Annotated in this window: 19 protein-coding genes and 1 tRNA gene; 8 read left to right on the forward strand and 12 right to left on the reverse strand. The window is 69.2% G+C overall.

What is annotated here, in order from left to right; genetic code table 11:
- Window positions 1-88 precede the first annotated feature (88 nt).
- Window positions 89-2,329: an ATP-binding cassette domain-containing protein gene (locus JOL79_RS05175; protein ID WP_230984325.1), complete on the forward strand. Its 2,241-nt coding sequence runs from the start codon at window positions 89-91 to the stop codon at window positions 2,327-2,329.
- A gap of 51 nt (window positions 2,330-2,380) precedes the next feature.
- Here the strand turns inward: JOL79_RS05175 and JOL79_RS05180 are convergent, their stop codons facing one another.
- Window positions 2,381-3,874 carry an MFS transporter gene (locus tag JOL79_RS05180; RefSeq protein WP_210154487.1) on the reverse strand — a complete coding sequence of 498 codons (1,494 nt, stop codon included), beginning with the start codon at window positions 3,872-3,874 and terminating at the stop codon, window positions 2,381-2,383.
- A gap of 164 nt (window positions 3,875-4,038) precedes the next feature.
- On the opposite strand from JOL79_RS05180, the gene JOL79_RS05185 reads away from it, so the two are divergent.
- Window positions 4,039-4,602: a TetR/AcrR family transcriptional regulator gene (locus JOL79_RS05185; RefSeq protein WP_307848323.1), complete on the forward strand. Its 564-nt coding sequence runs from the start codon at window positions 4,039-4,041 to the stop codon at window positions 4,600-4,602.
- Window positions 4,603-4,837: 235 nt separating this feature from the next.
- On the opposite strand, the gene JOL79_RS05190 is transcribed toward JOL79_RS05185, so the two are convergent.
- Window positions 4,838-5,533: an RICIN domain-containing protein gene (locus tag JOL79_RS05190; RefSeq protein WP_210154488.1), complete on the reverse strand. Its 696-nt coding sequence runs from the start codon at window positions 5,531-5,533 to the stop codon at window positions 4,838-4,840.
- Between the two features lie 787 nt (window positions 5,534-6,320).
- On the opposite strand from JOL79_RS05190, the gene JOL79_RS05195 reads away from it, so the two are divergent.
- On the forward strand, window positions 6,321-8,807 hold the full coding sequence (locus tag JOL79_RS05195) for an ATP-binding protein (RefSeq protein WP_210154489.1): 2,487 nt from the start codon (window positions 6,321-6,323) through the stop codon (window positions 8,805-8,807).
- A gap of 52 nt (window positions 8,808-8,859) precedes the next feature.
- Here the strand turns inward: JOL79_RS05195 and JOL79_RS05200 are convergent.
- The 3 genes from JOL79_RS05200 to JOL79_RS05210 form a co-directional block, all read right to left on the reverse strand.
- A tRNA-Lys gene (locus tag JOL79_RS05200) sits at window positions 8,860-8,936 on the reverse strand.
- 68 nt (window positions 8,937-9,004) lie between these two features.
- The gene (locus JOL79_RS05205) at window positions 9,005-9,580 is read right to left on the reverse strand and encodes a hypothetical protein (protein WP_210154490.1); all 576 of its coding nucleotides are present in this window, start codon (window positions 9,578-9,580) and stop codon (window positions 9,005-9,007) included.
- Window positions 9,581-10,748: 1,168 nt separating this feature from the next.
- Complete coding sequence (locus tag JOL79_RS05210; RefSeq protein ID WP_210154491.1) at window positions 10,749-11,180, reverse strand: OsmC family protein; 432 nt, start codon at window positions 11,178-11,180, stop codon at window positions 10,749-10,751.
- A gap of 583 nt (window positions 11,181-11,763) precedes the next feature.
- Between JOL79_RS05210 and JOL79_RS05215 the strand changes: the two genes are divergently transcribed.
- On the forward strand, window positions 11,764-13,308 hold the full coding sequence (locus JOL79_RS05215) for an HNH endonuclease signature motif containing protein (protein ID WP_210154492.1): 1,545 nt from the start codon (window positions 11,764-11,766) through the stop codon (window positions 13,306-13,308).
- 91 nt (window positions 13,309-13,399) lie between these two features.
- On the opposite strand, the gene JOL79_RS05220 is transcribed toward JOL79_RS05215, so the two are convergent.
- The 5 genes from JOL79_RS05220 to JOL79_RS05240 all read right to left on the reverse strand — a co-directional run bounded on the left by JOL79_RS05220 (window position 13,400) and on the right by JOL79_RS05240 (window position 17,404).
- Window positions 13,400-14,173 (reverse strand): class I SAM-dependent methyltransferase, encoded by a 774-nt coding sequence (locus tag JOL79_RS05220; protein WP_210154732.1) that lies wholly within the window; start codon window positions 14,171-14,173, stop codon window positions 13,400-13,402.
- A 62-nt stretch (window positions 14,174-14,235) separates the two neighbouring features.
- A complete protein-coding gene (locus JOL79_RS05225) occupies window positions 14,236-15,294 on the reverse strand; it encodes a sensor histidine kinase (RefSeq protein WP_210154493.1) in 1,059 nt (352 codons plus the stop codon).
- Window positions 15,291-16,007, reverse strand: coding sequence for a response regulator transcription factor (locus JOL79_RS05230; protein ID WP_307848325.1), 717 nt, complete (start codon window positions 16,005-16,007; stop codon window positions 15,291-15,293). Before JOL79_RS05230 ends, JOL79_RS05225 begins: the two co-directional genes overlap by 4 nt.
- Window positions 16,008-16,055: 48 nt before the next feature.
- Window positions 16,056-16,331, reverse strand: a complete 276-nt coding sequence (locus tag JOL79_RS05235; RefSeq protein WP_210154494.1) for a hypothetical protein — start codon at window positions 16,329-16,331, stop codon at window positions 16,056-16,058.
- 71 nt (window positions 16,332-16,402) lie between these two features.
- Complete coding sequence (locus JOL79_RS05240) at window positions 16,403-17,404, reverse strand: NADP-dependent oxidoreductase (protein ID WP_210154495.1); 1,002 nt, start codon at window positions 17,402-17,404, stop codon at window positions 16,403-16,405.
- A 304-nt stretch (window positions 17,405-17,708) separates the two neighbouring features.
- Here JOL79_RS05240 and JOL79_RS05245 point away from each other — a divergent pair, with 304 nt between their 5' ends.
- The 4 genes from JOL79_RS05245 (at window position 17,709) to JOL79_RS05260 (ending at window position 20,484) form a co-directional block, all read left to right on the forward strand.
- Window positions 17,709-18,080, forward strand: a complete 372-nt coding sequence (locus JOL79_RS05245; protein ID WP_210154496.1) for a phage holin family protein — start codon at window positions 17,709-17,711, stop codon at window positions 18,078-18,080.
- 224 nt (window positions 18,081-18,304) lie between these two features.
- On the forward strand, window positions 18,305-19,201 hold the full coding sequence (locus tag JOL79_RS05250; protein WP_210154497.1) for an amidohydrolase family protein: 897 nt from the start codon (window positions 18,305-18,307) through the stop codon (window positions 19,199-19,201).
- The gene (locus JOL79_RS05255) at window positions 19,198-19,797 is read left to right on the forward strand and encodes a cysteine dioxygenase (protein WP_210154498.1); all 600 of its coding nucleotides are present in this window, start codon (window positions 19,198-19,200) and stop codon (window positions 19,795-19,797) included. Before JOL79_RS05250 ends, JOL79_RS05255 begins: the two co-directional genes overlap by 4 nt.
- An 84-nt stretch (window positions 19,798-19,881) precedes the next feature.
- Window positions 19,882-20,484: a Uma2 family endonuclease gene (locus tag JOL79_RS05260; protein WP_230984234.1), complete on the forward strand. Its 603-nt coding sequence runs from the start codon at window positions 19,882-19,884 to the stop codon at window positions 20,482-20,484.
- On the opposite strand, the gene JOL79_RS05265 is transcribed toward JOL79_RS05260, so the two are convergent.
- Window positions 20,481-21,740, reverse strand: a complete 1,260-nt coding sequence (locus tag JOL79_RS05265) for a CynX/NimT family MFS transporter (protein ID WP_307848326.1) — start codon at window positions 21,738-21,740, stop codon at window positions 20,481-20,483. The two genes, JOL79_RS05260 and JOL79_RS05265, sit on opposite strands and share 4 nt — an antisense overlap.
- Window positions 21,737-23,020: an ABC transporter substrate-binding protein gene (locus JOL79_RS05270; protein WP_210154500.1), complete on the reverse strand. Its 1,284-nt coding sequence runs from the start codon at window positions 23,018-23,020 to the stop codon at window positions 21,737-21,739. Before JOL79_RS05270 ends, JOL79_RS05265 begins: the two co-directional genes overlap by 4 nt.
- Window positions 23,021-23,066 lie beyond the last annotated feature (46 nt).

Genomic DNA, 23,066 nt, shown 5'->3' on the forward strand with positions numbered 1-23,066 from the left:
CGCTGCCTCCCCCGGAAGGGTTCCGATGAAGCACGTGCCGGTAGGGGTCCGACCCGGCGGCGTACGTCCCGAGGCGGACGCCCACGACATGATCGAAATCAGGGGCGCCAGGGAGAACAACCTGGCCGACGTGTCGCTCGACGTCCCGAAGCGCCGGCTGACCGTGTTCACCGGGGTCTCGGGCTCCGGCAAATCGTCCCTGGTGTTCGGCACGATCGCGGCGGAGTCGCGGCGCCTGATCGACGAGACGTACACCGCGTTCATCCAGTCGTTCATGCCGGGCCGCAACCGGCCGGACGTCGACGCGCTCCGCAACCTCAGCGCCGCGATCATCGTCGACCAGGAGCGGATGGGGGCCAACTCCCGCTCCACGGTCGGCACCGCGACCGACGCCCACACGATGCTCCGGATCGTCTTCAGCCGCGTCGGCACACCGTACGTGGGCCCCCCGCACGTGTTCGGCTTCAACAATCCCGACGGCATGTGCCCCGAGTGCGAAGGTCTCGGGCGGGTGTCGGACATCGACGCGACCGGGCTCGTCGATCCGGACCGCTCGCTGAACGAGGGCGCGATCACCGTCCCCGGTTACACCGTGGGCTCCTGGCCCTGGCAGACCATCGCCGGGTCAGGCCTGTTCGACCCGGACCTCAGGCTCAAGGAGTTCACCGACGCCCAGTGGGACGACCTCCTGCGCCGCCCGGCCACCAAGGTCAAGATCGGTGGGATCAACGTCACGTACGAGGGCCTGCTGGTCCGCGTCCGGCGGACGTACCTCTCGAAGGACCGGGAGTCGCTGCAGCCGCACATCCGGGCGTTCGTCGACCGCGCCGTGGCCTTCGCCACCTGCCCCGCCTGCGGCGGCGCCCGGCTCAACGCCGCCGCGCTGTCGTGCCGCGTCGGCGGACGCACCATCGCCGAGTGCTCGGCCATGCAGATCAGCGACCTGGCCGCCTTCGTCCGCGATCTCGACGCCCCCTCGGTCGCGCCGCTGATCGCCGGCCTGGGTGAGACGCTCGACTCCCTGGTGGAGATCGGCCTGGGCTACCTGAGTCTCGACCGCGAGTCGGGCAGCCTGTCGGGCGGCGAGGCCCAGCGCGTGAAGATGGTCCGGCACCTCGGCTCCAGCCTGAGCGACGTCACCTACGTATTCGACGAGCCGACAGTGGGGCTGCACCCTCATGACATCCAGCGGATGAACGACCTGCTGCTGCGCCTGCGCGACAAGGGCAACACCGTCCTCGTCGTCGAGCACAAGCCCGAGGTGATCGAGATCGCCGACCACGTGGTCGACCTCGGCCCGGGGGCGGGGCCCGCCGGGGGGCGGATCTGCTACGAGGGCGACGTCGCGGGCCTGCGCCGCTCCGACGCCCTCACCGGACGCTACCTCGATCACCGGGTGAGCCCCCGTACGCCGGTACGGCGGTCGCGCGGCGCCATCCCGATCAGGAACGCGCACCGGCACAACCTCAAGGACGTCAGCGTGGACATCCCGCTCGGCGTGCTCACCGTCGTCACCGGCGTCGCCGGGTCGGGCAAGAGCTCGCTCGTCCACGGCTCGCTGACCGGGCAGGACGGCGTCGTGCTCGTGGACCAGTCGCCCATCAGGGGGTCGAGCCGCAGCAATCCGGCGACCTACACCGGCCTGCTCGACCCCATCCGTACGGCCTTCGCCAAGGCCAACGGCGTCAAGGCGGCCCTGTTCAGCGCCAACTCGGAGGGCGCCTGCCCCGGGTGCCGGGGCATCGGGGTCGTCTACACCGACCTCGCCATGATGGCGGGGGTGGCATCGGTCTGCGAGCAGTGCGAGGGCAGGCGCTACACCCCCGAGGTGCTCACGTACCGGCTGCGCGGCAAGAACATCAGCGAGGTACTCGCCATGAGCGTCACCGAGGCGCGCGAGTTCTTCCCGACCGGCCAGGCCCGCAGGGTCCTCGACCGGCTCCTCGACGTCGGCCTCGGCTACCTCGGTCTTGGGCAGCCCCTCACCACCCTGTCAGGTGGCGAACGTCAGCGGCTCAAGCTGGCCATCCGCATGGCCGACCGGGGTGTGACATACGTGCTGGACGAGCCGACGAGCGGCCTGCACCTCGCCGACGTCGACCAGCTCCTGGCGCTGCTCGACCGGCTGGTCGACGACGGCAACACGGTCGTCGTCATCGAGCACCACCAGGCCGTGATGGCGCACGCCGACTGGCTGATCGACCTCGGACCCGGCGCCGGCCACGACGGCGGGCGTGTCATGTTCACCGGCACGCCCGCCGATCTCGTGGCCCACGGCGACTCGCTGACCGCCCGGCACCTGCGCGCGTACGTCGGCGGCACGGCGTAGGACCCGATGGGCCTGAGGGAGCTTGAGGGAGCCTGACGGGCACGCGCGGCTTTATCTGACCGGCAGGTCCGATCCGGCCGCCCGTGTCGCGGGCGTCAGGACGTCGGCCGCCGCCGTACCGGCCGCTGAGCCGTGGGCCGTCCGCGCGCCCGTGGCGTGCGCGCCGTCTCGGCGCCGGGCCGCGGGGACCAGCAGCGCCACGACCAGCGAGACCGCCGCGGCGCCGGCCAGCAGCAGGAACGCGTCGGTGAAGCCCGATTCGAGCGGGAGCCCGCTCGCCTGCAGGTGGCTGGTGATGATCGAACTGGCCACGGCCGCCCCGACCGAGCCGCCGATGTTGCGGATGTTGGTGTTCATGCCGCCGGCGACCGCGGTCTGCCCGGCCGGCACGTTCTGCACGATCAGACTGGTCATCGCGGCGTAGGCGAGGCCGACGCCCAGCCCGAACACCGCGGTGGCGACGGCGATCTGCCACTTCTCGTCGTGGTAGCCCGCGAACGCGGCGCAGGCGACGGCGGTGAGCGCCGCACCCAACACGAGCTGCGCCTTGACTCCGAAGATCGGGGCGATGGGGCCGCTCAGCGAGCCCGCCACGGCCATGGTGACGAGCATCGGCAGCATGAGCAGCCCGGCCTCGGTCACGCTCGACCCGAAACCGAAGCCCGCCGCCGTGGGCGTCTGCACGAACTCGGGCAGGAACGCGTACGCGGAGAACATCGCGGCCCCGAACAGCAGGGCGACCAGGTTGGTGGTCCAGACGACGGGCAGCCGCATCATGCGCATGTCGATCAGGGGCGTGCGGGCCCGCAGTTCGACGACGATCCACAGCGCGCAGAGGACCACGGCGACCGAGAGCAGGCCGATCACCCTCGCGGAGCCCCAGCCCCACGCGGGCGCCTCGCTCAGCGGAGCGAGAAGGGCGACCAGCCAGCCGGACAGCAGCACCACGGCCAGCCAGTTGACCCGTCCGGGCGTCCGTACGGGCGACTCGGGAACGTAGCGGAAGGCCAGCAGCGCGGTCGCCACGACGAAGACGAGGGGGATCCAGAACAGCCAGCGCCAGCCGAGCGCCGCCACGACCGGCCCCGCGAGTACCACGCCGAGGCCGCCACCGGCCGCGATCACCGCGGACAGGCCGCCGACAGCCGAGGGCACCCGGTGGGGCGGGAACTCGTCGCGGACGATGCCGAACGACAGCGGCAACACCGCGCCGCCCAGGCCCTGCACCACCCGGGCGACGATGAGCGTCTCGATGTTCGGGGCGATCGCGGAGAGCAGGCACCCGATCGCGATCGCGCCCAGCGAGATGAGCAGCGTGCGTCCCTTGCCGATCATGTCGCCGATGCGGCCCATGACGGGGGTGGCGACCGCGGCCGCGAGCAACCACCCGGTCAGCACCCACGTCACCGTGTTCTGGTCGGTGTGCAGATCATGCTGGATCGTCGGCAGCACCGGGCTGACCAGCGACTGCAACATCGAGAGCGCGGCGGCCGCGGCGGCGAGCACCGCGAAGGTCAGCCGCGTCGAGGAGGACGAGCGTGCCATGAAAGTCCTTCTGAAAGTCCCATGGGGGAAGGTGGAGATACCGCGCCGTGCGGCGGCCCCTCAGTGATGGAGGCGGCGCAGCACGAAGGCGCCTGATAAAGTGGAGGGGTTCCTCCACAATAGCGGAGGCCATCCTCCACTTCAACCCATGCCGGGAGGTCCGGGTGGACAAGGGCCGGAACGTGGCCGTACGGCGCCCACAGCGGGCGGACGCCCGGCGCAACTTCGACGCCCTGCTCAAGGCGGCGCGCGAAGTGTTCGCGGAACAGGGAACGGACGTCTCGCTGGAGGAGATCGCCCGCCGCGCCGGCGTCGGGATCGGCACCCTCTACCGCAACTTCCCCACCCGGCAGGACCTGTTCTGCAGCGTGTACGTCGGCGAGGTCGAGGAGCTGTGCCGGGCCGCGGAGGAGGCGATGGATCTGCCGCCGTGGGACGGGCTCGTGGCGTGGCTGCGCCGCTTCGTGTCCTATGTCGCCACCAAGCGGGCCATCCATGAGGCCCTCAACCGCGACTCCGAGATCTTCCGCACCTGCCGGGGCGCGATCGACGAGGTCGGCGGGCCGCTGCTCACCCGGGCCCAGGAGGCCGGCATCGCCCGTAAGGACGCCCGCTTCGACGACGTGCTGCGGATGATCGCGGGCATCACGTCCGCCGCCTTCACCGACGAACGGCAGCGTGAGCGCGTTCTCGGCTTCACCCTCGACGGCATACGCGTCCGGCCCTGAACCTGCGGACGCGGGAACGGAAACGTCAGTGGGCTCTGCCGAGCCGGACGCGTCCTGGTGCGGCCCGCGACGGAGCCTCGATGGATCGCCTCGCGTGGAATACGTTTCTCGACCGCTGGAACGAGGAGTGGCTGGCCGGGCACCCGAAAGGGTCTGCGGGCTCCCGCAAAACGAGACACCCCAGCCCACCGAGATGAGCTGGGGTGTCCTCCCATGCGCCGTCAGGAACTCGGGGTCAAAGCCCCGGATACCACTGATCCCTGGCTCCCCCGTCACTGCAGCTCCAGAGGTGCACTTTGGTCCGCAAGGTGTTGCCGTCCGCGTTCAGACAGGTCCAGTGCCAATGATTCACGAGCTGGTTTGGCTGGTAAGGATCCCACCCCCAGATCTGATTCAATGCCTTCCACTCGGTGAAATCGCTGGACACACAGTCCCAGAGCTGCACCTTGACGCCGTTTTGCCCTATAGGTGCGCTACGGTCTGCATCCAGACACCGGCCACTGACGTTGCTCTGGATAAAGGTGCTGCTTAAGGCGCCTGGGTCCCTGGTGCTCAGCCACCAGAGCTGGTTGGAGGCGGGCCAGCCCGGGGCCTGATAACTGCACGTCCACAGCTGGATCTTGGTTCCGTTCGAACCCAAGGTAGCAGTGTCGGCATCCAGACACAGATTACTTCCGGCGCCGCTACGCAGCACATATAGCGAAGCGCTGGCGGAGACATTCATAGGCCGTTGAGCCAACAACCCGGGATCGGTGACAGGCTCAAGGTGGAGCGATTCCGCTACGATGGAGCCAGCAGGGAGGAAATGCGCGCTCGCATTGGCGGAAGGGATCGCGCTTGTACTGTTGGCGCTCGATGTCGTTACGCCGGCGACAGCGAGACAGATGGCTGCGACCACAACGAAGATGCCTTTACCGAACATCCCTTTCATGACTTCCCTTCAATGACCTTCTTCCGACTTGGACCATTCGCCGATCTATTACTCACGCACCCTCCATGCGCATAGGCGACCGAATGGGTCGACGTCGAGGGCGCGGCGAAAATCAACAGATGATGCGCGTGATGGAGACCCGAGTCTGCCCAGTGATGCGGATCCATGTGTTCGAGCTGGCATGATAGCTTTGCGGGTACCGGCGCGCGTCGTTGTAATAGTAAATTGTCGTACATCCCGCCCGGGCCAAGAAGGCGTCGACATCGTAATAGTAGGTTGATTTGTAAGCCGAGGTGTCACCGGAGGTGAGACTCGCGTCCGCATTCCATGCGTACCATGTGTTGGGATGGGAAACGCATGGGAGCTTGCTGCCGACATAGGTGAACCGAACTTTCCAGCACCAGGCGTTGCTCACCTTGACCCACGAACCGCTGCCGCGATTGATGACTGTTCCGCCACATCCCGACGTACGGCACGTTCCCGCCTGCGCCGGAGATCCTATAACTGCTACAGAGCCGGCGACCAGCATCGCAATGGAAACGACAGCCACGAATGCTTTTCGAGCCCTCATCTGAAGCCCTCCGGAAAATAATGCCGAATCTCGGGCGATCGATCGCCAGTCTCCACGGCCAAACGTTCTTCATTCCATTGTCAGGAAACCGCGGACCGTGCGAGCTCGGCCATCTGTCATGGCGACCGCCTTCCTCGCACCATGAAACAGGCGGCCCTTGTACCACACCAGGACGTTTGACCGGACGTTTGACCGGACGTGCGTTAGCCTCATGGCATGGTCGCGGATGAGGGTTCTTCCGGGCCGGGCGCGTTCGCGGTGTTGCTGCGGGGGCATCGGCTTCGACGTCGATTTACTCAGGAGGAGCTTGCCGAACGGGCTGGTATCAGTTCGCGGTCGGTCGGCGAGATGGAGCGGGGGCGTAGTCCGAGGGCTCGTACGGTGGAGTTGCTCGCGGCGGCGCTGGAGCTCGCCGGTGATGAGCGGGAAAGATTCATCGAGTCTGGACGGGTGCTTTTTTGGGCCAGCCGTATTGGGGGCGATCGCTCCGATCGAAATCGGACCGAAAAGCAGGCGGTGGCGCCTGCGCAGTTACCCGCTGATGTCGCCGATTTCACCGGCCGGGAGCAGCAGGTCGCCGTCGCGGTGCGGGCATTGGGCGAAGGGGTCGGCGGCGCACCGAAGGTGTGTGTGGTGGCTGGTGCGCCTGGTGTTGGTAAGACGGTTTTCGCAGTGCATGTCGCGCATCGGATGTTGCCGCGTTTTGCGGATTGTCAGTTGTTCGCGACTCTTCGTGGCGCTGATGTTATGCCGGCTCGACCGTCGGAAGTGCTTGCCGGGTTTCTGCGCGCGTTGGGTGTGGACCACAGGGTCATGCCTGATGATCTGGACGAGCGTGCGGCGTTGTTTCGCACGCTGCTGTCGCGTAGGCGTGCACTGATTGTGCTGGACAACGTCTTGAACGAGGAGCAGGTGCGGCATCTGTTGCCCGGTTCGGCGGGCTGTGCGGTGCTGGTGACCTCCCGTAGGCGGCTTGCGGGGCTGGGCGCGCAGACTCTGATCGGGTTGGATCCGTTCAGCGAACCGGAGTCGGTCGAGCTACTGGGGCGCATCGTGGGGGCCGATCAGGTCGCCGAGGAGACCGCGAGCGCGCGTGAGGTGGTGAGGTTGTGTGGTGGACTGCCGCTGGCGTTGCGTATCGCGGGTGCTCGGCTCGCGTCCCGGCCTCACCATCGGCTGCGTGAGCTGGCCGCGCATCTTGCCGATGAGCATCGTCGACTGGATGTGTTGTCGTATTCGGATCTGGCCGTGCGGGCCAGTTTCGACCTGAGCCACCAGGTGCTGGGCGAACCGGAACGTCGGCTGCTGCGGCGGCTGGCCGCGCTCGATGTCCCGGATATTCCGTTATGGCTGGCTGCCGCGGTGGTGGGTGGGGACCGCGCCGAGGTTGAGGAGTCGATGGAGCGGCTGATCGAGTCCCATTGGGTGCAGGTAATCGGGCGGGATCGTGCCGGGCAGATCAGGTATGGCATGCATGATCTTGTTCGTGCCTATGGGCGTGAGCGGTCTGCCGACAATGAGCCGGGTGTCGACGCGGTTCGGACCGCCGCACGGCACTTGATCGGTCTTGCCACGGCAGCGCGTGAGGCCGATCGGGGGCTGGAATATCAGGTAAGGCTGGCCGGTGAGATCGGCTCGGACGTCGATCCGGAGGTTGTGGCGGTACACGCCCGGCAGGGCATCGGCTGGCTCGAGGCGGAGTCGGGGACGATTTCCGGGCTGGTCGGACAGACCTTGACGCTTGGGCTGTTCGACGAGTGCTGGGCGATCGCCCTGGCCGGGAGCTGGATTTCGGCTATACCGAGTTCTACGGCTGAATACGGGAGCCTGCTGTCCACGGCGCGGCAGGCGGCCGAGCGGTCGGGCGACCGGCGTGCCGAGGGGGCCTGTACCAGCCTGCTCGGCGATCTGCAGATGTTTCGTGGACAGGTCCGTGAAGCGGATGCGCTGTTCGATACGGCTGAGCGGATCTTCACTGACATGGGGGAATCGCATGGCCTGGTAGAAGTGCGGAAGTCGCGTGCGATGCTGGATCGCCGGCGCGGCCGCTACGACGAGGCCACGCGCCGCTATCTCTGGATCCGTCAAGTCGCGCCCCGCGTGGGCGACGACCTGGCGGAGTCCATGGCACTGCGCGGGCTGGCCCAGATCCATCTGGCCGAGGGGCGCCCGGCCGAGGCCCTGCCGTTCCTGGAGGCGGCCCTGACGGTGGCATCCAGGAGTCAGATGTCCTGGCGCCGCCTTACGGTGCTGCTTTACTTCGGGGAGGCGTACCGGCTGCTGGGGCGGTTTGAGGAGGCTGGTACCACGTTCTCATCGGTGGCCGCCGCCCTGTCCGGAATAGGTGACAGGGCCGGCGAGGCTCATGCCCGGCTGGGCCTGGGTCAGTTGGCCATCGACAGCGGCGGATACGAGGAGGCCGACGCCCAGCTGACACTCGCGGCGGAACTGGCGGCCACCAACCAGGAAAGACATGTTCACTCCCAGATCCAGCTGGCCATCGCCGAAGTCCGGCTGCGTACCGAGCAGCCGGCGGAGGCAATGCGAATCGTCGAGGGGACCATGCCCACGATCACCATGATGGGCGCCGCTCCGCTGCTGGCCCAGGCCGAGGACATCCTGAGAAGAGCCGGCGAACCGGCCCCCTCCAGGCTCGCTGATCCCGCTTCTCAACGGCGATCGGCACAACAGACGCGGAAATGACTGTGGGCACCCTCCAGACCGTGGAGGATGCCCATGTCATCGGTGTCAACCGTGGTGCGCCGCCAGGGACTCGAACCCCGGACCCGCTGATTAAGAGTCAGCTGCTCTAACCAACTGAGCTAGCGGCGCGACGTGCGTAACCTTAGCAGCCCCAAAGGCGGCTCGCACATCGATGCCCGGCCGCGCGGCGCCCGGCGTCAGCCCTTCCAGGCGCCCGAGGAGAACGGCAACGGCTCGCCCCGCTTGCCCGGTCCGGGACCCCACTTCGTCACGACGTACTGGACCTGGATGTGGCCCTGATCGCCGTTCACGGTCAGCGTGTCGTCGTTCCATGACGCGCCGGTGAGCTGGGCGAAGGTCTTGCCGTCGATGTCGAGCATGACGCCGTCCTCCGACGGCACACCGGGGCCGCGGTCCCCGATGAAGAACTTGGCCTGCTTGCCGTTGTAGAAGATGTAGCCCTCGGTGCCGAGCGGCCAGCTGGGGCTGGCGAACAGGCCCTTCTGCATGGGCTTGCCGATCGCCGGCATTCCCGTGTCGCCCTGGCGGCCGGAGGCGTCGTCCCAGAAGTACGAGCCGGTGGTGCTTCCAGCGAGCAGAACCTGCTCGTTCTGTGGGAGGAGGGCGGCGATGGCGCTCTCCTGCCGGACGACCTGCTTCTCGGCGTGGGCCGGAGCGGCGGTCGCCAGGCTCAGAGTGACGGCGGCGGCGCCCGCCAACGCGGCAAGTGACGTGAAGGTTCGCTTGTCTCGCAGGTCAAAGACGGTCTTCATCAAGAAAGGGATCTTTCGTGAGACGACAGGGGATGGCCATGCGGCATCAAGGGACCTGTGCGGGTCACGGCGGTCCATGAGGGGGGCGCGATCCCAGCGAGACGTGTCCGTCTCCCGGGCGGCGGGAGCTCCGACGCCGAAGTCAGGGGCGAGCGGCCTGCGGGCCGTCGCCGTTCAGGCGTGTGAGCCGGGCCGGGAGCCGGAGGTCGGTACGGAGTTTTCCACCGCGATCTCCTTCTCCCTGTAAAACCAGCCACCGGTTGGCGGCAAGTTGGACACTACAGGACAAGTCAGGATGTAGCAAAGTTAGATGCACATAACACCCAGAAGATCTACCGCGTTGGCTCAAGACGGGGAGGCAACGCCAAGCCGCGGCCATGATTGCCCAGCGAACGGCACGCCATACGATCAGGGCCTCCCACAGATCTTCCACGGGGCGGCGCGGAGGCCGGAATAGGGCCACAAGGTGTGGTGACACCGAGATCGGCGGCACGGAAGAGGGGCGCGGAAAACAAGTCCGGGGCCGTGCTGGACGGACGACCAGCCGAGGCGCAGCGTTTGCCGTACGGGAAAGCGCCTCTCGTCCGGACGACGATGAATATTCCGGCCTCGAATCGAGAACGCGTAAAGGGTTTCCGATTCGCGGGGAAACCGCGCGGGAGGCTCTGTCCCGAAACCGTCAACGAGTGGGGGTCATGTGGCGCGGCACCGGCGACCGGCGCCGGGGTCCGGGAGTGGAGGCGTGGCGTGATCCTGCGCCGGTGGGTACCGGGTCCGAACGCACCGGGTCCGAACGCACCGGGTCCGAACGCACCGGGTCCGAACGCACCGGGTCCGAACGTGCCGGAGCCGGGCAGTCCCCCAACTGCCCGGCTCCGGATCGAAGCGGTTCCGCCTGGAATGCCCTCCCCAAAGGCATCCGGCGGGTCCCCCGCTTTCTGGACACGGTTCCCCCATCCGCGTCCTTTTCAATAAAGTCCATGTGGTGTCCTCTGCTGGAGGACATGCTTCAACAGTACAAGCACAGTTGTCATGAAGTCGTCATACGCAGGTGGATTTTCGGCCTACATCCGCAGTCGTAGACGCCCGCCTGTAGGGCTCCTGACCGGGGCCGCGTGCCTGCCGGATCCGCCGGATTTCGCGGCATGAGCGTCGTCACGCGATCTCCCTAACCGTCCTCGGGGGAATCATCCGCGGGGTCGTTTCCGGGACCCCCCGCGCGGAGCACCAGCCTGACCTCGGTGCCCCGCTCCAGCGACCGGCTCACCGTGCAGTGGCGCTCATGGACCCGCTTCGCGACGGTCTCGAACAGCTCGCGGGACTCCTCCCCGGGAAGCTCGACGTCGTAGGTCACGGTGACCGAACCCAGCAGCGTCGGGGTCTCCTTCTCCGCACTCACGTCGACCGCCAGCCGTACGAGCCGGTGACCCCGCTTCGCCGTGAGAGGCTCGACGGTCATCACGTTGCACCCGCCCACGGCTGCGAGCAGCAGCTCCACCGGGCTGAACACGCCGTCGCCCGTCCCCATCACGATCTCGCCGCCGCGGTCGTTGCGGGCGACGAACCCGTCACCGGTGCGCTCAACGCGTACTGACCCCATGACCTCACCCTAGACGGCTGATGCCGAGGGCTCGTCCCGTTCAGCTGCCACAGCAGAGCCAGGTTCGCCGCCAGGCCGATTTCCGGAGGGCCGATCTCGGCAGATTCGGCCAGGGGCTCACCGACGTTGGGGCGTGGGGTGGCCTGCGCTCACTCTTCCCTCCCTCCAGATTTTTCGAACAGGCTTGCGGGTTGTTGGTGACATTCAGTAGTGTTGTTGTTACGTAGATGGACTGATGGTGGGGAAGGGGGTGCCTCCGGTGCCGGCGTTCCACGGCTCTTCTGCCGACGGGTGCGGCGATCACTCCGCCTCGGGCCAGTCGGACTCCGATCACGCCTTCCCTGGTCCTTCTGTCCCGCCCGAAGGTGCAGAGGCCACGTCCGCGCGACCGGTGCCGCCGGCGCTTGAGGGCACATGTCTGGACCCGTACGTGGACTCCCGCGCGGGTTCTCGCGCGGGTTCTCGCGCGGAGTCTGGTGGAGGTGATGGGGAGCACGGCCAGGCGTCGAGCCGAGGCTCGGGCTCCGGCGAACCGGGGGATCCCGGCGCGGCCGACGATGCTGCGCCAGGTCCGGGGCCGTGCTTGTCGGAGGCGGAGTTGCTGGGGGTGGCGGCCAGGTGGGCGGCCGCGGAGGTGCCGGACAGTTCGGCGGTGTGCCTTCAGCGGGCCGAGACCCTGATCCAGGCGGTGGATCTGCTGAATGCGGCGATAGTGGCGCTGCTGCATCGGGTGGATGTCACCGGTGAGGCGAAGGCGTATGGGCATGCTTCCACCGCTTCATGGCTCCGCTCGGACCGACCGAGCACCCCCGATCCGAACACCCCCGATCCGAGCACCCCCGATCCGAACACCCTCGCACCAGACGCCGCAGAGACCGGCGCTGAGGTACCGGGCGCGCCCGTGGTGCCGGTGGTGGTGCGGCGTGGTCCGGGGATGACGGGTGCGCAGGCGTCGCGGTGGTTGCGGATCTCCGGTGAGGTGGCCCGCCTTCCCCTGGTGAAGGCCCGCTACCGGGATGGTTCCCTGTCCGGTGGAGCGGTGGATGCGATCACCACGGTGACGGCGAAGCTGACCGACGCGCAGGCGGCGGAGGCCGAGCCGATCCTGCTGCAGTTGTCCGACAGCGCGTCCTGTGCGGAGGTGGCCAAGGCCGGCCGCTACATCCGGGAGATCCTCGACCCCGGCACCCTCGTCGAAGAGTGCGAAGACGACTACGCGTCCCGGTTCCTGCTGCTCCGCCCCTCCAACACCGGCGGAGTGGAGGGCGAATTCCGCCTGCCCAGGGAGGCCGCGGCGCGGCTGCGGTCGTTCCTGACCTCCTACGCTCGCCCCAAAGACAAGGACGACGACAGGCCGCTACGCGTGCGCCAGGCCGACGCGTTCGCCGCGCTGTTGAGCGAGAAGGTCTCCACCGAACTCATCGTCATGGTCCGCCCCGAATCCCTCCCCGACGACATCCCAGCACCGGCAGAGACCGTGGCGGACACCGACGGGAACGCGCGAGTGGCCGTGACCGCGGAAGACCAACCCGACGCGGGCGCAGAGGGCCAAGTGGACCCGGGCGCGGAAGACCAACCCGACGCGGGCGCGGACGGCCGAGCCGACGCGAGGGCGTGGCCGGAGACGGAGACGCAGGCCGCAGGAGCGCGTGCTGACGCGTGCCGGACATGTGGGCATGCCCCCGACCGGCTCGCCCCCGGGCTGCTCGTCGCCACCGGCCACCTGCTGCCCGTCAGCGACGTCCACCGCCTGGCCCGCACCTCACGCCTGACCCGGATGGTGATGGACGCCAAAGGCCAGGTACTGGACATGGGCCGCTCGGTCCGGCTGGCCACCCCCGCCCAACGCAAAGCCCTGCTCGCGCAGTACGCCACCTGCTACTGCCAGGGCTGCCCCATCCCCGCCACCATGACCGAAGTCGACCACGTCCACGGCTGGATCGACGACGGCGTCACCAACCTCGACCTCCTCGCCCCCGCCTGCACCTTCCACAACCGCGACAAATTCACCCACCCCCACCGCTACACCACCCACCGCAGCCCCAACGGCACCTGGACCCTCACCCACCACCCCACAAGAGGTCCCACACGCCGCCCACGGTCAGGGCCTGTCCCGCGGACCTTGTGACCCTCGTGGTCGCGGGTCGTCGGCATGGCATGGCGCGGGGAGATCTGACGACCGTGGAATGGGTTCGGCTCCGGTCGCGATCCGCGACCGGCTACCCGTCCGAATCGGTAGACGACCGGGGTACCTCGACGACGAAGAACAGGAAGGTGGTTTTTCTGGAAAGGTCATCGAAGTCGCCGGGGAACAGCTCACGGGCGGCCGGATCGGGCTGCGGCTCGCTGATGACGGCGAGGCGGAAACCGGCGGTGGTGAAGGCATCGGTCATCGCGTGCAGTGGCCTGCGCCAGAACCTCATCGGGACGGACCGCCCGCCGAACGTCCAGTCGAAGGTATAGCTGGTGGTCGCGGAGTAGTCGGGCCACGGATCTTGGATCGTGTAGGCCACGAACGGATGATCCACCGAGGCGATCAGCCGGCCGCCGGGCCTGAGCACGCGCCGCAACTCGGCCAGCGGCGGCCCCCAGTCCTCCAGGTAGTGCAGCACCAGCGACGCGACCACGTCGTCGAACGCTCCGTCGGCGAACGGCAGGCGGTCATTCAGGTCGGCGACATGCAGCGCCACGTCATCACCCAGTCGCCGCCTTGCCAACGCCAGCATCCCGGCGCTGACATCGATACCGGTGACGACGGCACCGCGCTCGCGTAGCGCCGCGGACAGTGGGCCCGAGCCGCAACCGGCGTCCAGGATCCGACGGCCGGCCACGTCTCCGGCGAGGGCCAACATCGCGGGCCGCTCGTAGTACGCGTTCACGAGGCTGGTCTCGTTCTCCGCCGAGTAGGCCTCGGCGAAGCTGTCGTAGTCGTTCACCTGGGCCGAATCCGCGAGCGGGGCGAGACTACCGGGCCCGTCGGTTACGTGTTCCATCGCCACAGCCTAGTAGTCACATGATTGCCGGACAGGCTCTCAACCGATCGAACCTATCGGCATCAATCATCTGGAGGAAGGGTCAGCCGGACGAGCGTGCCTCCGCCGGACGCCGCGGTGGCCGTGACGCTCCCGCCGTGGCTGTCGACGACCTGACCCACGATGGCCAGGCCGAGGCCGGACCCGGGCAGCGCCCGGGCGGCCGGGGCCCGGTAGAACCGGTCGAACACGTGCGGAAGGTCCTCCGGGGCGATCCCCGGCCCGTGATCGCGCACGGTAAGCACTCCCCCGTGGAGCGTCACCTCCACCTCGCCGCCGCGCGGGCCGTATTTGGCCGCGTTGTCGAGGAGGTTCGCCACCGCCCGGGCCAGGCGGTCGGGGACTCCGCGCACCATCGTCGGCTCCACGGACAGGACGTACGTGGTGGCGGGCCAGTGACCGGTCGCCCGGCTGACCTCACGTGCGACGAGCTGGTCGAACCGCAGTCTCTCGACCAGTGCCTGGGGTTCCTCGTCCCTGGCCAGTTCCACCACATCTGAGACGAGGGCGGTCAGCTCCTCCAGGCCGTTGATCACGGCCCGGCTCACCTCCTCACGTTCGTCTTCGGGCAGTCGTCCCCCCATCAGGAGCTCCACGTTGGTCCGTACCGCGGTCAACGGGGTGCGCAGTTCGTGCGACGCGTCGGCGACCAGCCTCTTCTGGGCCTGTATCGATCTTTCGAGCGCGTCGAGCATGGTGTTGAAGCTCTCGGCCAGGCCGCCCAGCTCGTCGTCTCTGACGGCGCCGATGCGGGTCGTCAGGTCACGGGTGGCCGCAACCCGGCTCACCGCGTCCTGCAGGGCCTTGACCGGCCGCAACGCCGCCCGCGCGGCCAGCCAGCCGAGCGTCCCCGACAACACCAGGCCGCCCAGGGTCACCACGAAGAACGGCCAGCCGAGATCGTCGATGTCCGCGAGGGCCGCGAGCACGCCGGTGGGGCGCCGGTCGGCGCCGCCGCCGAACAGCCCGAGCGCGCCCTCGACCCTGCGGGAGGTGACCAGGTAGGCCGCCAGGCTGACGGCGATCACGCTCAAGGCCCCCGCCAGGGCGGAGGCCAGGGCGAGCCGCAGCCGCAGTTTCACCTCGGTTCCCCCGTCGCATCGGTCGCCCCCGCGGGTGGCGCGGGGACCCGGAGCGCGTACCCCAGGCCGTGGACGGTATGGATCAGCCGGGGCTCGCCCGCCGCCTCGGTCTTCCTGCGCAGATAGCGGATGTACACCTCAAGGGGATTCGACCCCGGACGGAAGGAGTAGCCCCAGATCCGGTCGAGGATCACCTCGCGTGTCAGCACCTGTCCCCCGTTACGCACCAGCAGGTCGAGCAGGGCGTACTCGGTCCTGGTCAGGTCGATCAGCCGGGCGCCCCGGCGGGCCTGTCTGCTGTCCGGCAGCAGGACGAGGTCCGCGAAGGCGGCGCCCGGTCGTGTCACCGTACGCCGGAGCAGGGCGCGGACCCGCGCGAACAGCTCCTCGAGCGCGAACGGCTTCACGAGATAGTCGTCCGCGCCGGCGTCCAGACCGGCGACGCGGTCTCCGACGCCGTCCCGAGCCGTGAGCATGAGCACGGGCATCCGGTCGCCCTCCCCGCGAATCTTCCGGCACACCGCCAAGCCGTCCATCCGGGGCATCAGGACGTCGAGCACCATGAGGTCGGGCTCGTTCGCGCCGATCGCCGCCAGCGCCGCGAGCCCGTCGTCCGCGGTCACCACGTCGTACCCCTCCACGCGGAGGGCTCGCGCGACGGCGCCGCGGACCTCGGGTTCGTCGTCCACGACCAGCACACGCGTCTTCGCCACAGGGCCATCCTGACCCAGGGAGATGAGAAGGGCCTGAACGGGGACCGGTCAGGCGTCGGGGTGCCGGGAGAGATATTCGACGTAGACCGGCCGGAGCGCGTCTCCGAGCTCGCCCTCGCCCGCCGCCATCGCGTCGCTGAGCAGCGCGGAGACCCGGCTGAGGTCATTGGCCGTCTCGTCGGGGTTGCCGGCTGCGGCCTCGGCCGCCGGAATGACCTTCAGCAGGTCCCACAGGAATCCGAGGTCGCCGTGCCGTACGGCGTAACGGACCGCCCGGTCATGCAGCTCCTTCGCCGGCAGCGACTCCAGCTCTTCCACGTCCATCCGGCCTCACCCCCAAGAGATGAGGTTTCCCCCGCGTTTGCCGCTTATGCCGGTTGAGGAGGAAATCCGGGTCAGAGCCGGACCACCATTTTCCCCACGTTCTCGCCTCGCAGCATGGCGATGAAGGCCGACGGGGCGTTCTCCAGCCCGTCGGTCACGGTCTCGTCGTACCTGACCGCGCCGTCGCGAAGCCAGCCGCCGACTTCCTCCACAAACGCGGCGGTCCGGTCCCCGTGATCGGAGACGATGAAGCCCCGCAAGGTCAGCCGCTTGGTGACGGCCAGGAAGATGTTGCGCGGCCCGGGCGGCGGCTCGGTCGCGTTGTAGGCGGCGATCGCGCCGCACATGGCCACGCGGCCGGAGACGCGCAGCGCGCCGATCGCGGCCTCCAGGTGATCGGCGCCAACGTTGTCGAAGTAGACGTCGATGCCGTCCGGAGCCGCCCGGTTGAGCTGCTCGGCCACCGGCGCGTCCCGGTAGTTGAAGGCGGCGTCGAAGCCGAGGGCCTCCTGGAGATGGGCCACCTTCGCGGCGGAGCCGGCGCTGCCGACGACACGGCTCGCGCCCTTGAGCCGGGCGATCTGGCCCACCAGACCGCCGACGGCCCCTGCCGCTCCGGACACGAACACCGCGTCGCCCTTCTTGAACCCGGCGATGTCGAGCAGCCCGACGTACGCGGTGAGGCCCGGCATCCCCAGCACGCCGAGGTAGGCGGACGGGGAGATCCCCGAAAGGCCGGGCAGCCTCTCCGCGGCGGAGGCGTCGAGCAGGGTGTGCTCCCGCCAGCCGTTCTGGTGCCGGACGAGATCACCCACGGCCAGGCCCTCCGCGCGGCTCTCGATCACCTCGCCCACGGCCGCGCCCGTGAGAGGAGCGCCGATCCGGAAGGGCGGCGTGTACGACCGCCTGTCGTTCATCCTGCCCCGCATGTACGGGTCGACCGACATGAACAGGTTCCGGACGAGCACCTGACCCTCGGCGGGCGCGGGCAACTCCGTCTCCACGAGTTCGAAGTTGGACGGCTCGGGCCAGCCTGTGGGCCTGGAGGCGAGGTGGATCTCGCGGGTCTTCATGGCGCTCCTCGTGGGACGGACGGACGGACGGATGGGCAGGCGGGCGCTCGGGCGGCGACCCTGGACCTGTTCCTGAACCGGGACCGGGACCCGCCTGGGCACCGTCCTACCATTCCGCACCGCCGGTGGAGACGGCAGCCCCGGAAGCGTCCCAGGCCCGAATCCCCGGAAACCCCTTGGGGACCCGGCCCGCCGGCGCGCCTCCGCTGCATGCCACGGCAAGCGACGGCAAGCGGCGGAAGGCGACGGAAGGGATGGCCTGCGGGCCCGCGCGCCGCGTACCTCGCCATGGAAGACTCTTTACGTGAAGGTCATACTCAAGATCATCGTCGTGGCGGCGGCGCTGTGGGCGTCCACCAAGCTGGTGGACGGCATCACGGTGACCGCGGACACCACCGCCAAGCAGATCGGCACCCTCCTCGCCGTCGCGCTGATCTTCGGCATCGTCAACGCCGTCCTCAAGCCCATCATCAAAACCGTCGGCTGCGCGTTCTACGTGCTCACCCTCGGCCTGTTCGCCCTGGTGGTGAACGCCGCGCTGCTCCTCCTCACCAGTTGGCTGGCGGATCAGCTCCACGTCCCCTTCCACGTCAGCGGATTCGTCGCGGCCTTCTGGGGCGCGATCGTCGTCGGCGTGATCAGCTGGCTCCTGAACATGATCCTCGGCGACGACTGACAACCCACCGGCGAACGGCCGGGCCACGGGACGCGCCGCGCGTCCCGGCCCGGCCGCCGCCCGCCGTCACCCGCCGCTGACCGCCCGTCCACCGTCGACGGATCGTGGTCACCGGCGAGCCCGCGCAGGACGGCCCAACCACTCCGACATGCGAATACCCGAATTGCATGTATTATCTGTCGGGAATGTTCGGTTAGGCGGGCGACTGCCAGTGGGAGGTGACGATGACCGTCGACGTGCACCAGCATCTGTGGACGCCCTCGTTCATCGACGCCCTGCGCCGCCGGTCGCGCCCGCCCATGCTCGACGGCTGGACTCTGCTGCTCGGCGGCGAACCGCCCTACGAGGTGAACCCGGCCGCCCACGACCTCGACTCCCGGCTCAAGCTCAACGCCGATCTCGAACTCGCGCTCGTCTCGCTGTCGAGCCCTCTCGGGATCGAGCATCTGCCGCCCGAGGACGCCTGGCCGCTGATCGACGCCTATCACCACGACGCCGCCCGCCTGCCACCGCCGTTCCGTCCCTGGGCGGCCGCGCCGGTCACCGACATCGACCCGGTACGGCTCGGACGCACGCTCGACGCCGGGTTCGCCGGCCTCCAGCTCCCCGCCACCGCGCTCGGGGACGCCGCCGGGCTGGCCCGCGTCGCACCGCTGCTCGACGAACTGGAGGCGCGCGGCCTGCCGCTGTTCGCGCATCCGGGACCCACGGTCGCCGCCGGGCCGGACTGGCCGGACTGGTGGGCGCCGGTCGTGCCGTACGTCCAGCAGATGCACGCCGCCTGGTACGCCTTCCAGGCGTACGGCCGGCCCCGGCACCCGGGGCTGAAGGTCTGCTTCGCGCTGCTGGCCGGGCTCGCACCCCTCCACAGCGAGCGGCAGATCAGCCGGGGCGCCTCCGTGCGGGGGCTCGTCGACCCGGACATGTTCGTGGAGACCTCCTCCTACGGTCCCCGCGCCGTCGACGCGGTGATCCGGGAGCTGGGGGTCGACGTCGTCGTCAACGGCTCGGATCAGCCGTACGCGCAGGCCCCCGTGCTCGGCCTCGGCGACGCCGCCCGTCACGCCATCACGGTGGCCAACGCCCACCGCCTGCTCACCCGAAAGGAGTCGCACTCATGAGCACCCCCACCGTCCAGGTCACCGAGAGCTGTGCTCCCTTTGCGGCTCTCTCCGAGGCTCCCGCCGGCACCCCTCTCGGCGCGCCCTTCGACACCCCCTTCGACGAGCTGCCCGCCCGGCCGCTGGAGCGCCGCGAGCTCACCGCCCTCGTCGAGGGCCTGGCGGCCCGGCCGGAGCTGTGGACCCACCACCTGGGCTTCGACGGCGCGGAGGACGGCGGCCGCCACTACGCCTCGCTCTACCGGGACGCGTACGTGGACGTCTGGCTGCTGTGCTGGCGGCCGGGGGACGACACCGGCTGGCACGACCACGACATCTCCTCGGGAGCGGTGAAGGTGGTGAGCGGCGAGCTCAAGGAGAGCAATCCCAGGATCGGCGGGCGGCACGTCGAAACCCCTGTGGCCGAGGGCGAGTCGTTCTCCTTCGGGCCCGACCACATCCACCGGCTTACCGGCGAGACGAACGGCACGGTCTCGATCCACGCCTACTCGCCGCCGTTGTGGCGCCTGGGTCAGTACTCCATCACCGAGGACGGCATGATGCGGCGGCTCTCGGTCAGCTACGCCGACGAGCTCCGGCCCGTCGACCCGGCCTGACGGCGCCCGAGTCCGCAGGCGTGGCCACCGGCCCTGTGATCGATCGAGCACGGCGTGTGACGGATCGACGCTACCCTGAGGGGCATGACGAGCGTCCTCGATGACTGGCCCACCCCTCCCGGAGGCTGGACGGACGGCGGCGCCGGCCGCCGTCCCCCCGCCGATCCCGAGGGCGAGCCGAGCTGGCTCGAAGTGCCCAGGCAGACCGAGTTCGTCGACGGATCGATGATCTTCATGGCGCCGCAGATGCGCTTCCACGAGCGGATCATGTACGGCCTGCGCACGGTGCTGAACGCCCAGGTGCCCGGCGACGTCGTGGCGGTCTGCCGGATGGACGTCAAGCTCGGCGGCCACCGGCGCACGTGCCCGGACGTCTGTCTCGTCGACGATCTCGCGGCGGCCGACGACTCGCGGACCTTCTACCTGCCCGAAGAGGTACAGCTGATCATCGAGGTCGTCTCGCCCGAGACCGAGCGGGCGGACCGGGAGATCAAGCCCAGGCACTACGCGGCGGCGGGGATCCCCCACTTCTGGCGGCTGGAGAGCTCGGGCAGCCGCCCCTTCGTCTACTCCTTCGGCCTCGATCCCACCACGGGCGCCTACCAGGTGACCGGGGTGCACCACTCCCGGATGACCGTGGACACGCCGTTCCCGCTCGACATCGACCTCGAACGGCTGCCGCGCTAGCGCGCCCCCCGGTCGGTCGGCCGGACATCCGGGACATCCGGGACATCCTCCGTGTCCCGCCTGCCGGTGGCCTGTCGCGGGTCCGGGACGGGGCGACCGGCGACGGCGCCCACGACGCACTGGATCACGCAGACGCCGAGCCCGGCCAGCAGCGGCGCCGTCCAGCCGCCGGACCTCTGGTGGAGCAGGCCGACGGCGAGCGGGCCCAGAGCGGCCAGCACGTACCCGGCCGACTGGGCGACGGCGGACAACGCGGTGACCGAGGCCGGGTCCGGGGCGCGCAGCGTGATGATCAGAAGTGCCAGCGCGATCGAGGCGCCCTGTCCCACCCCGAGCACGATCATCCACAGCCACGGGACCGTCGTAGGCGCGAGCAGCACCCCGAGGTAGCCGATGATGGTGAGCAGAGCCGCGACGATCACGTGCGGGACCTGCGTCCGCGCCCGGCCCGCGTGGACGGGCACGGTGAGGGTGGCCGCGATCTGCGCGAGGTTCGTCAGGCCGAGCAGGTAGCCGGCCTCCTCCGCGGACAGGCCGGCCGACTGGAAGATCGTCGGCAGCCACGCGAGCATGATGTAGAACGTCAGCGACTGCAGGCCCATGAACGCCATGACGATCCAGGTCGTGCGGCTGCGCAGCAGGACGCGGTACGACCGGCCACGCCCCGGCGACCCGGCCCGGCGGGCGCGCGCCCCGAAGGTCTGGGGGGCCCACAGCACGGCGGCCGCGAGGGCGAACACCGCGCCCGCCCCGGCGGCAAGCCGCCAGCCGGCCGCCGCCGCGAGCGGGACCGTCACCGCCGACGCCGTGGCCGCCCCGCAGACCAGGGACGAGACGTACACGGCGGTCAGCGGGCCGACGCGATCGGGGAAGTGCTGTTTGACGAGTCCTGGCATGGCGACATTCATGATCGCGATGGCCGTGCCCGCCATCGCGGCCCCGCCGTACAGCGCGACGAGCCCGTCGGCGCTGCGGACGGCGATCCCGGCGGCCAGCAGGAGCAGGCCGACGAGGAGCGTGCGGTCGAGGCCGAGCCGGGCGGCCAGGGCGGGCGCCAGCGGCCCGCACAGCCCCAGACACAGCACCATGACCGTGGTGATGGCCCCGCCCTGAGCCGGACGCAGGCCAAGGTCCTCCATGATCGCGGGCAGCAGCGGAGACAGTCCGGCCAGCGCCGGACGCAGGTTCAGGGCGGCGAGTACGAATCCGCCCAGCAACAGCCACCGCGCCCTGCCGCTCACAACGGAAGAACTCACTGATCGCTCGACTTGGCCGCGGCCACCAGCGCCTGCTGGAACGTCGCCACGTCGTGGTTCTTCTGGAACACGTCGACCGCGTCGGTGATGGCCTGGCGCCATGGGTCGCTGGCCACGACGCCGTGCTGGATGGAGCCGGCGAGCTTGTCGGCCGCCCACTGCTGCAGGCTCCAGGCGAGATAGTCCTTGTACAGAGACTTGTCCGCGTCCGTACGGGCGGGGATCGAGCCCTTCAGCGGGTTGAAGGCGTCCTGGCCCTGCTTGCTGGCGGCGACCTTGAGCCAGGCGATGGCGCCGTCGCGGTTGGGCGCGCCCTTCGGCAGGGTGAAGCTGTCCGACAGCCACATGAAGGTGCCGTCAGTGCCGGGCGAGGCCGCCCAGTCGAAGTCCTTGTGCGGCTCCTTGCCGATGCCGCCGGGCGCGGGATTGCGGAAGTAGCCGTAGGCCCAGTCACCCATGATGTTGAACGCGGCCTCGCCGTCGGCCACCTGCTTGGCGGCGGGCTGCCAGTCGTTCTGCGGGGTCCCGGCGTAGGACAGGACGGTCCCGTAGTTCTCCAGCGCCTTGGTCACGTTGGCGGTGGACCAGTCGGAGGTCGGCGTCCAGAGCTGGTTGTAGACGTCGGTGCCCAGCGATCCGCACAGCACGCTCTCCAGGAGGTGGACCAGGGTCCACTCGGAGCCGATGGACAGCGGGATCTTGCCGGCCCTCTTCACCTTCTCCAGGTCGATGATGAACTCGTCCATCGTCTTCGGCGGGGCGGCGATGCCGGCCTCCTTGAGTACGGACGGGCTGTACCACAGCACGTTCGAACGGTGGATGTTCACCGGCACCGAGTAGACCTGGCCCTCGACCGTGAGCTGGTCGACGAGCTGCTTGGGGAACACTTCCTTCAGCTTCAGGTCGTTGTAGAGGAAGTTGAGCGACTCGAGCTTGCCGCTGTTGATGTAGCCCTGCAGCTCGGCCCCGGCGTGACCCTGGAAGGTGTCCGGGGGCTGGTTGGCCTGGAGCTTGCTGGCGAGGAGCGCGCGGGCCAGGTCACCGGCGCCGCCCGCCACGGCCGCGTCGTAGAACTGGAGCTTCGGGTTCTGCTTGGCGAAGATCGCCCGCATCGCCTTGAGGCCGTCCGCCTCACCGGGACCGGTCCACCAGGAGAAGACCTCGACCTTGCGCGGCCCGGACAGGATGTCCGCGCCCTTCTTCGCGTCGCCGCCACAGGCGGACAACATCAGCGCCCCTGCCATGGAGACCGCGACGGCCGTCATCCACCGTCGTCTCATCGCGACGTTCCCTTTCCATCGGCGTCAGGATTGCGGGCCTCCCGGA

The organism is Microbispora oryzae (assembly GCF_017896165.1).
Lineage (GTDB): Bacteria > Actinomycetota > Actinomycetes > Streptosporangiales > Streptosporangiaceae > Microbispora > Microbispora oryzae.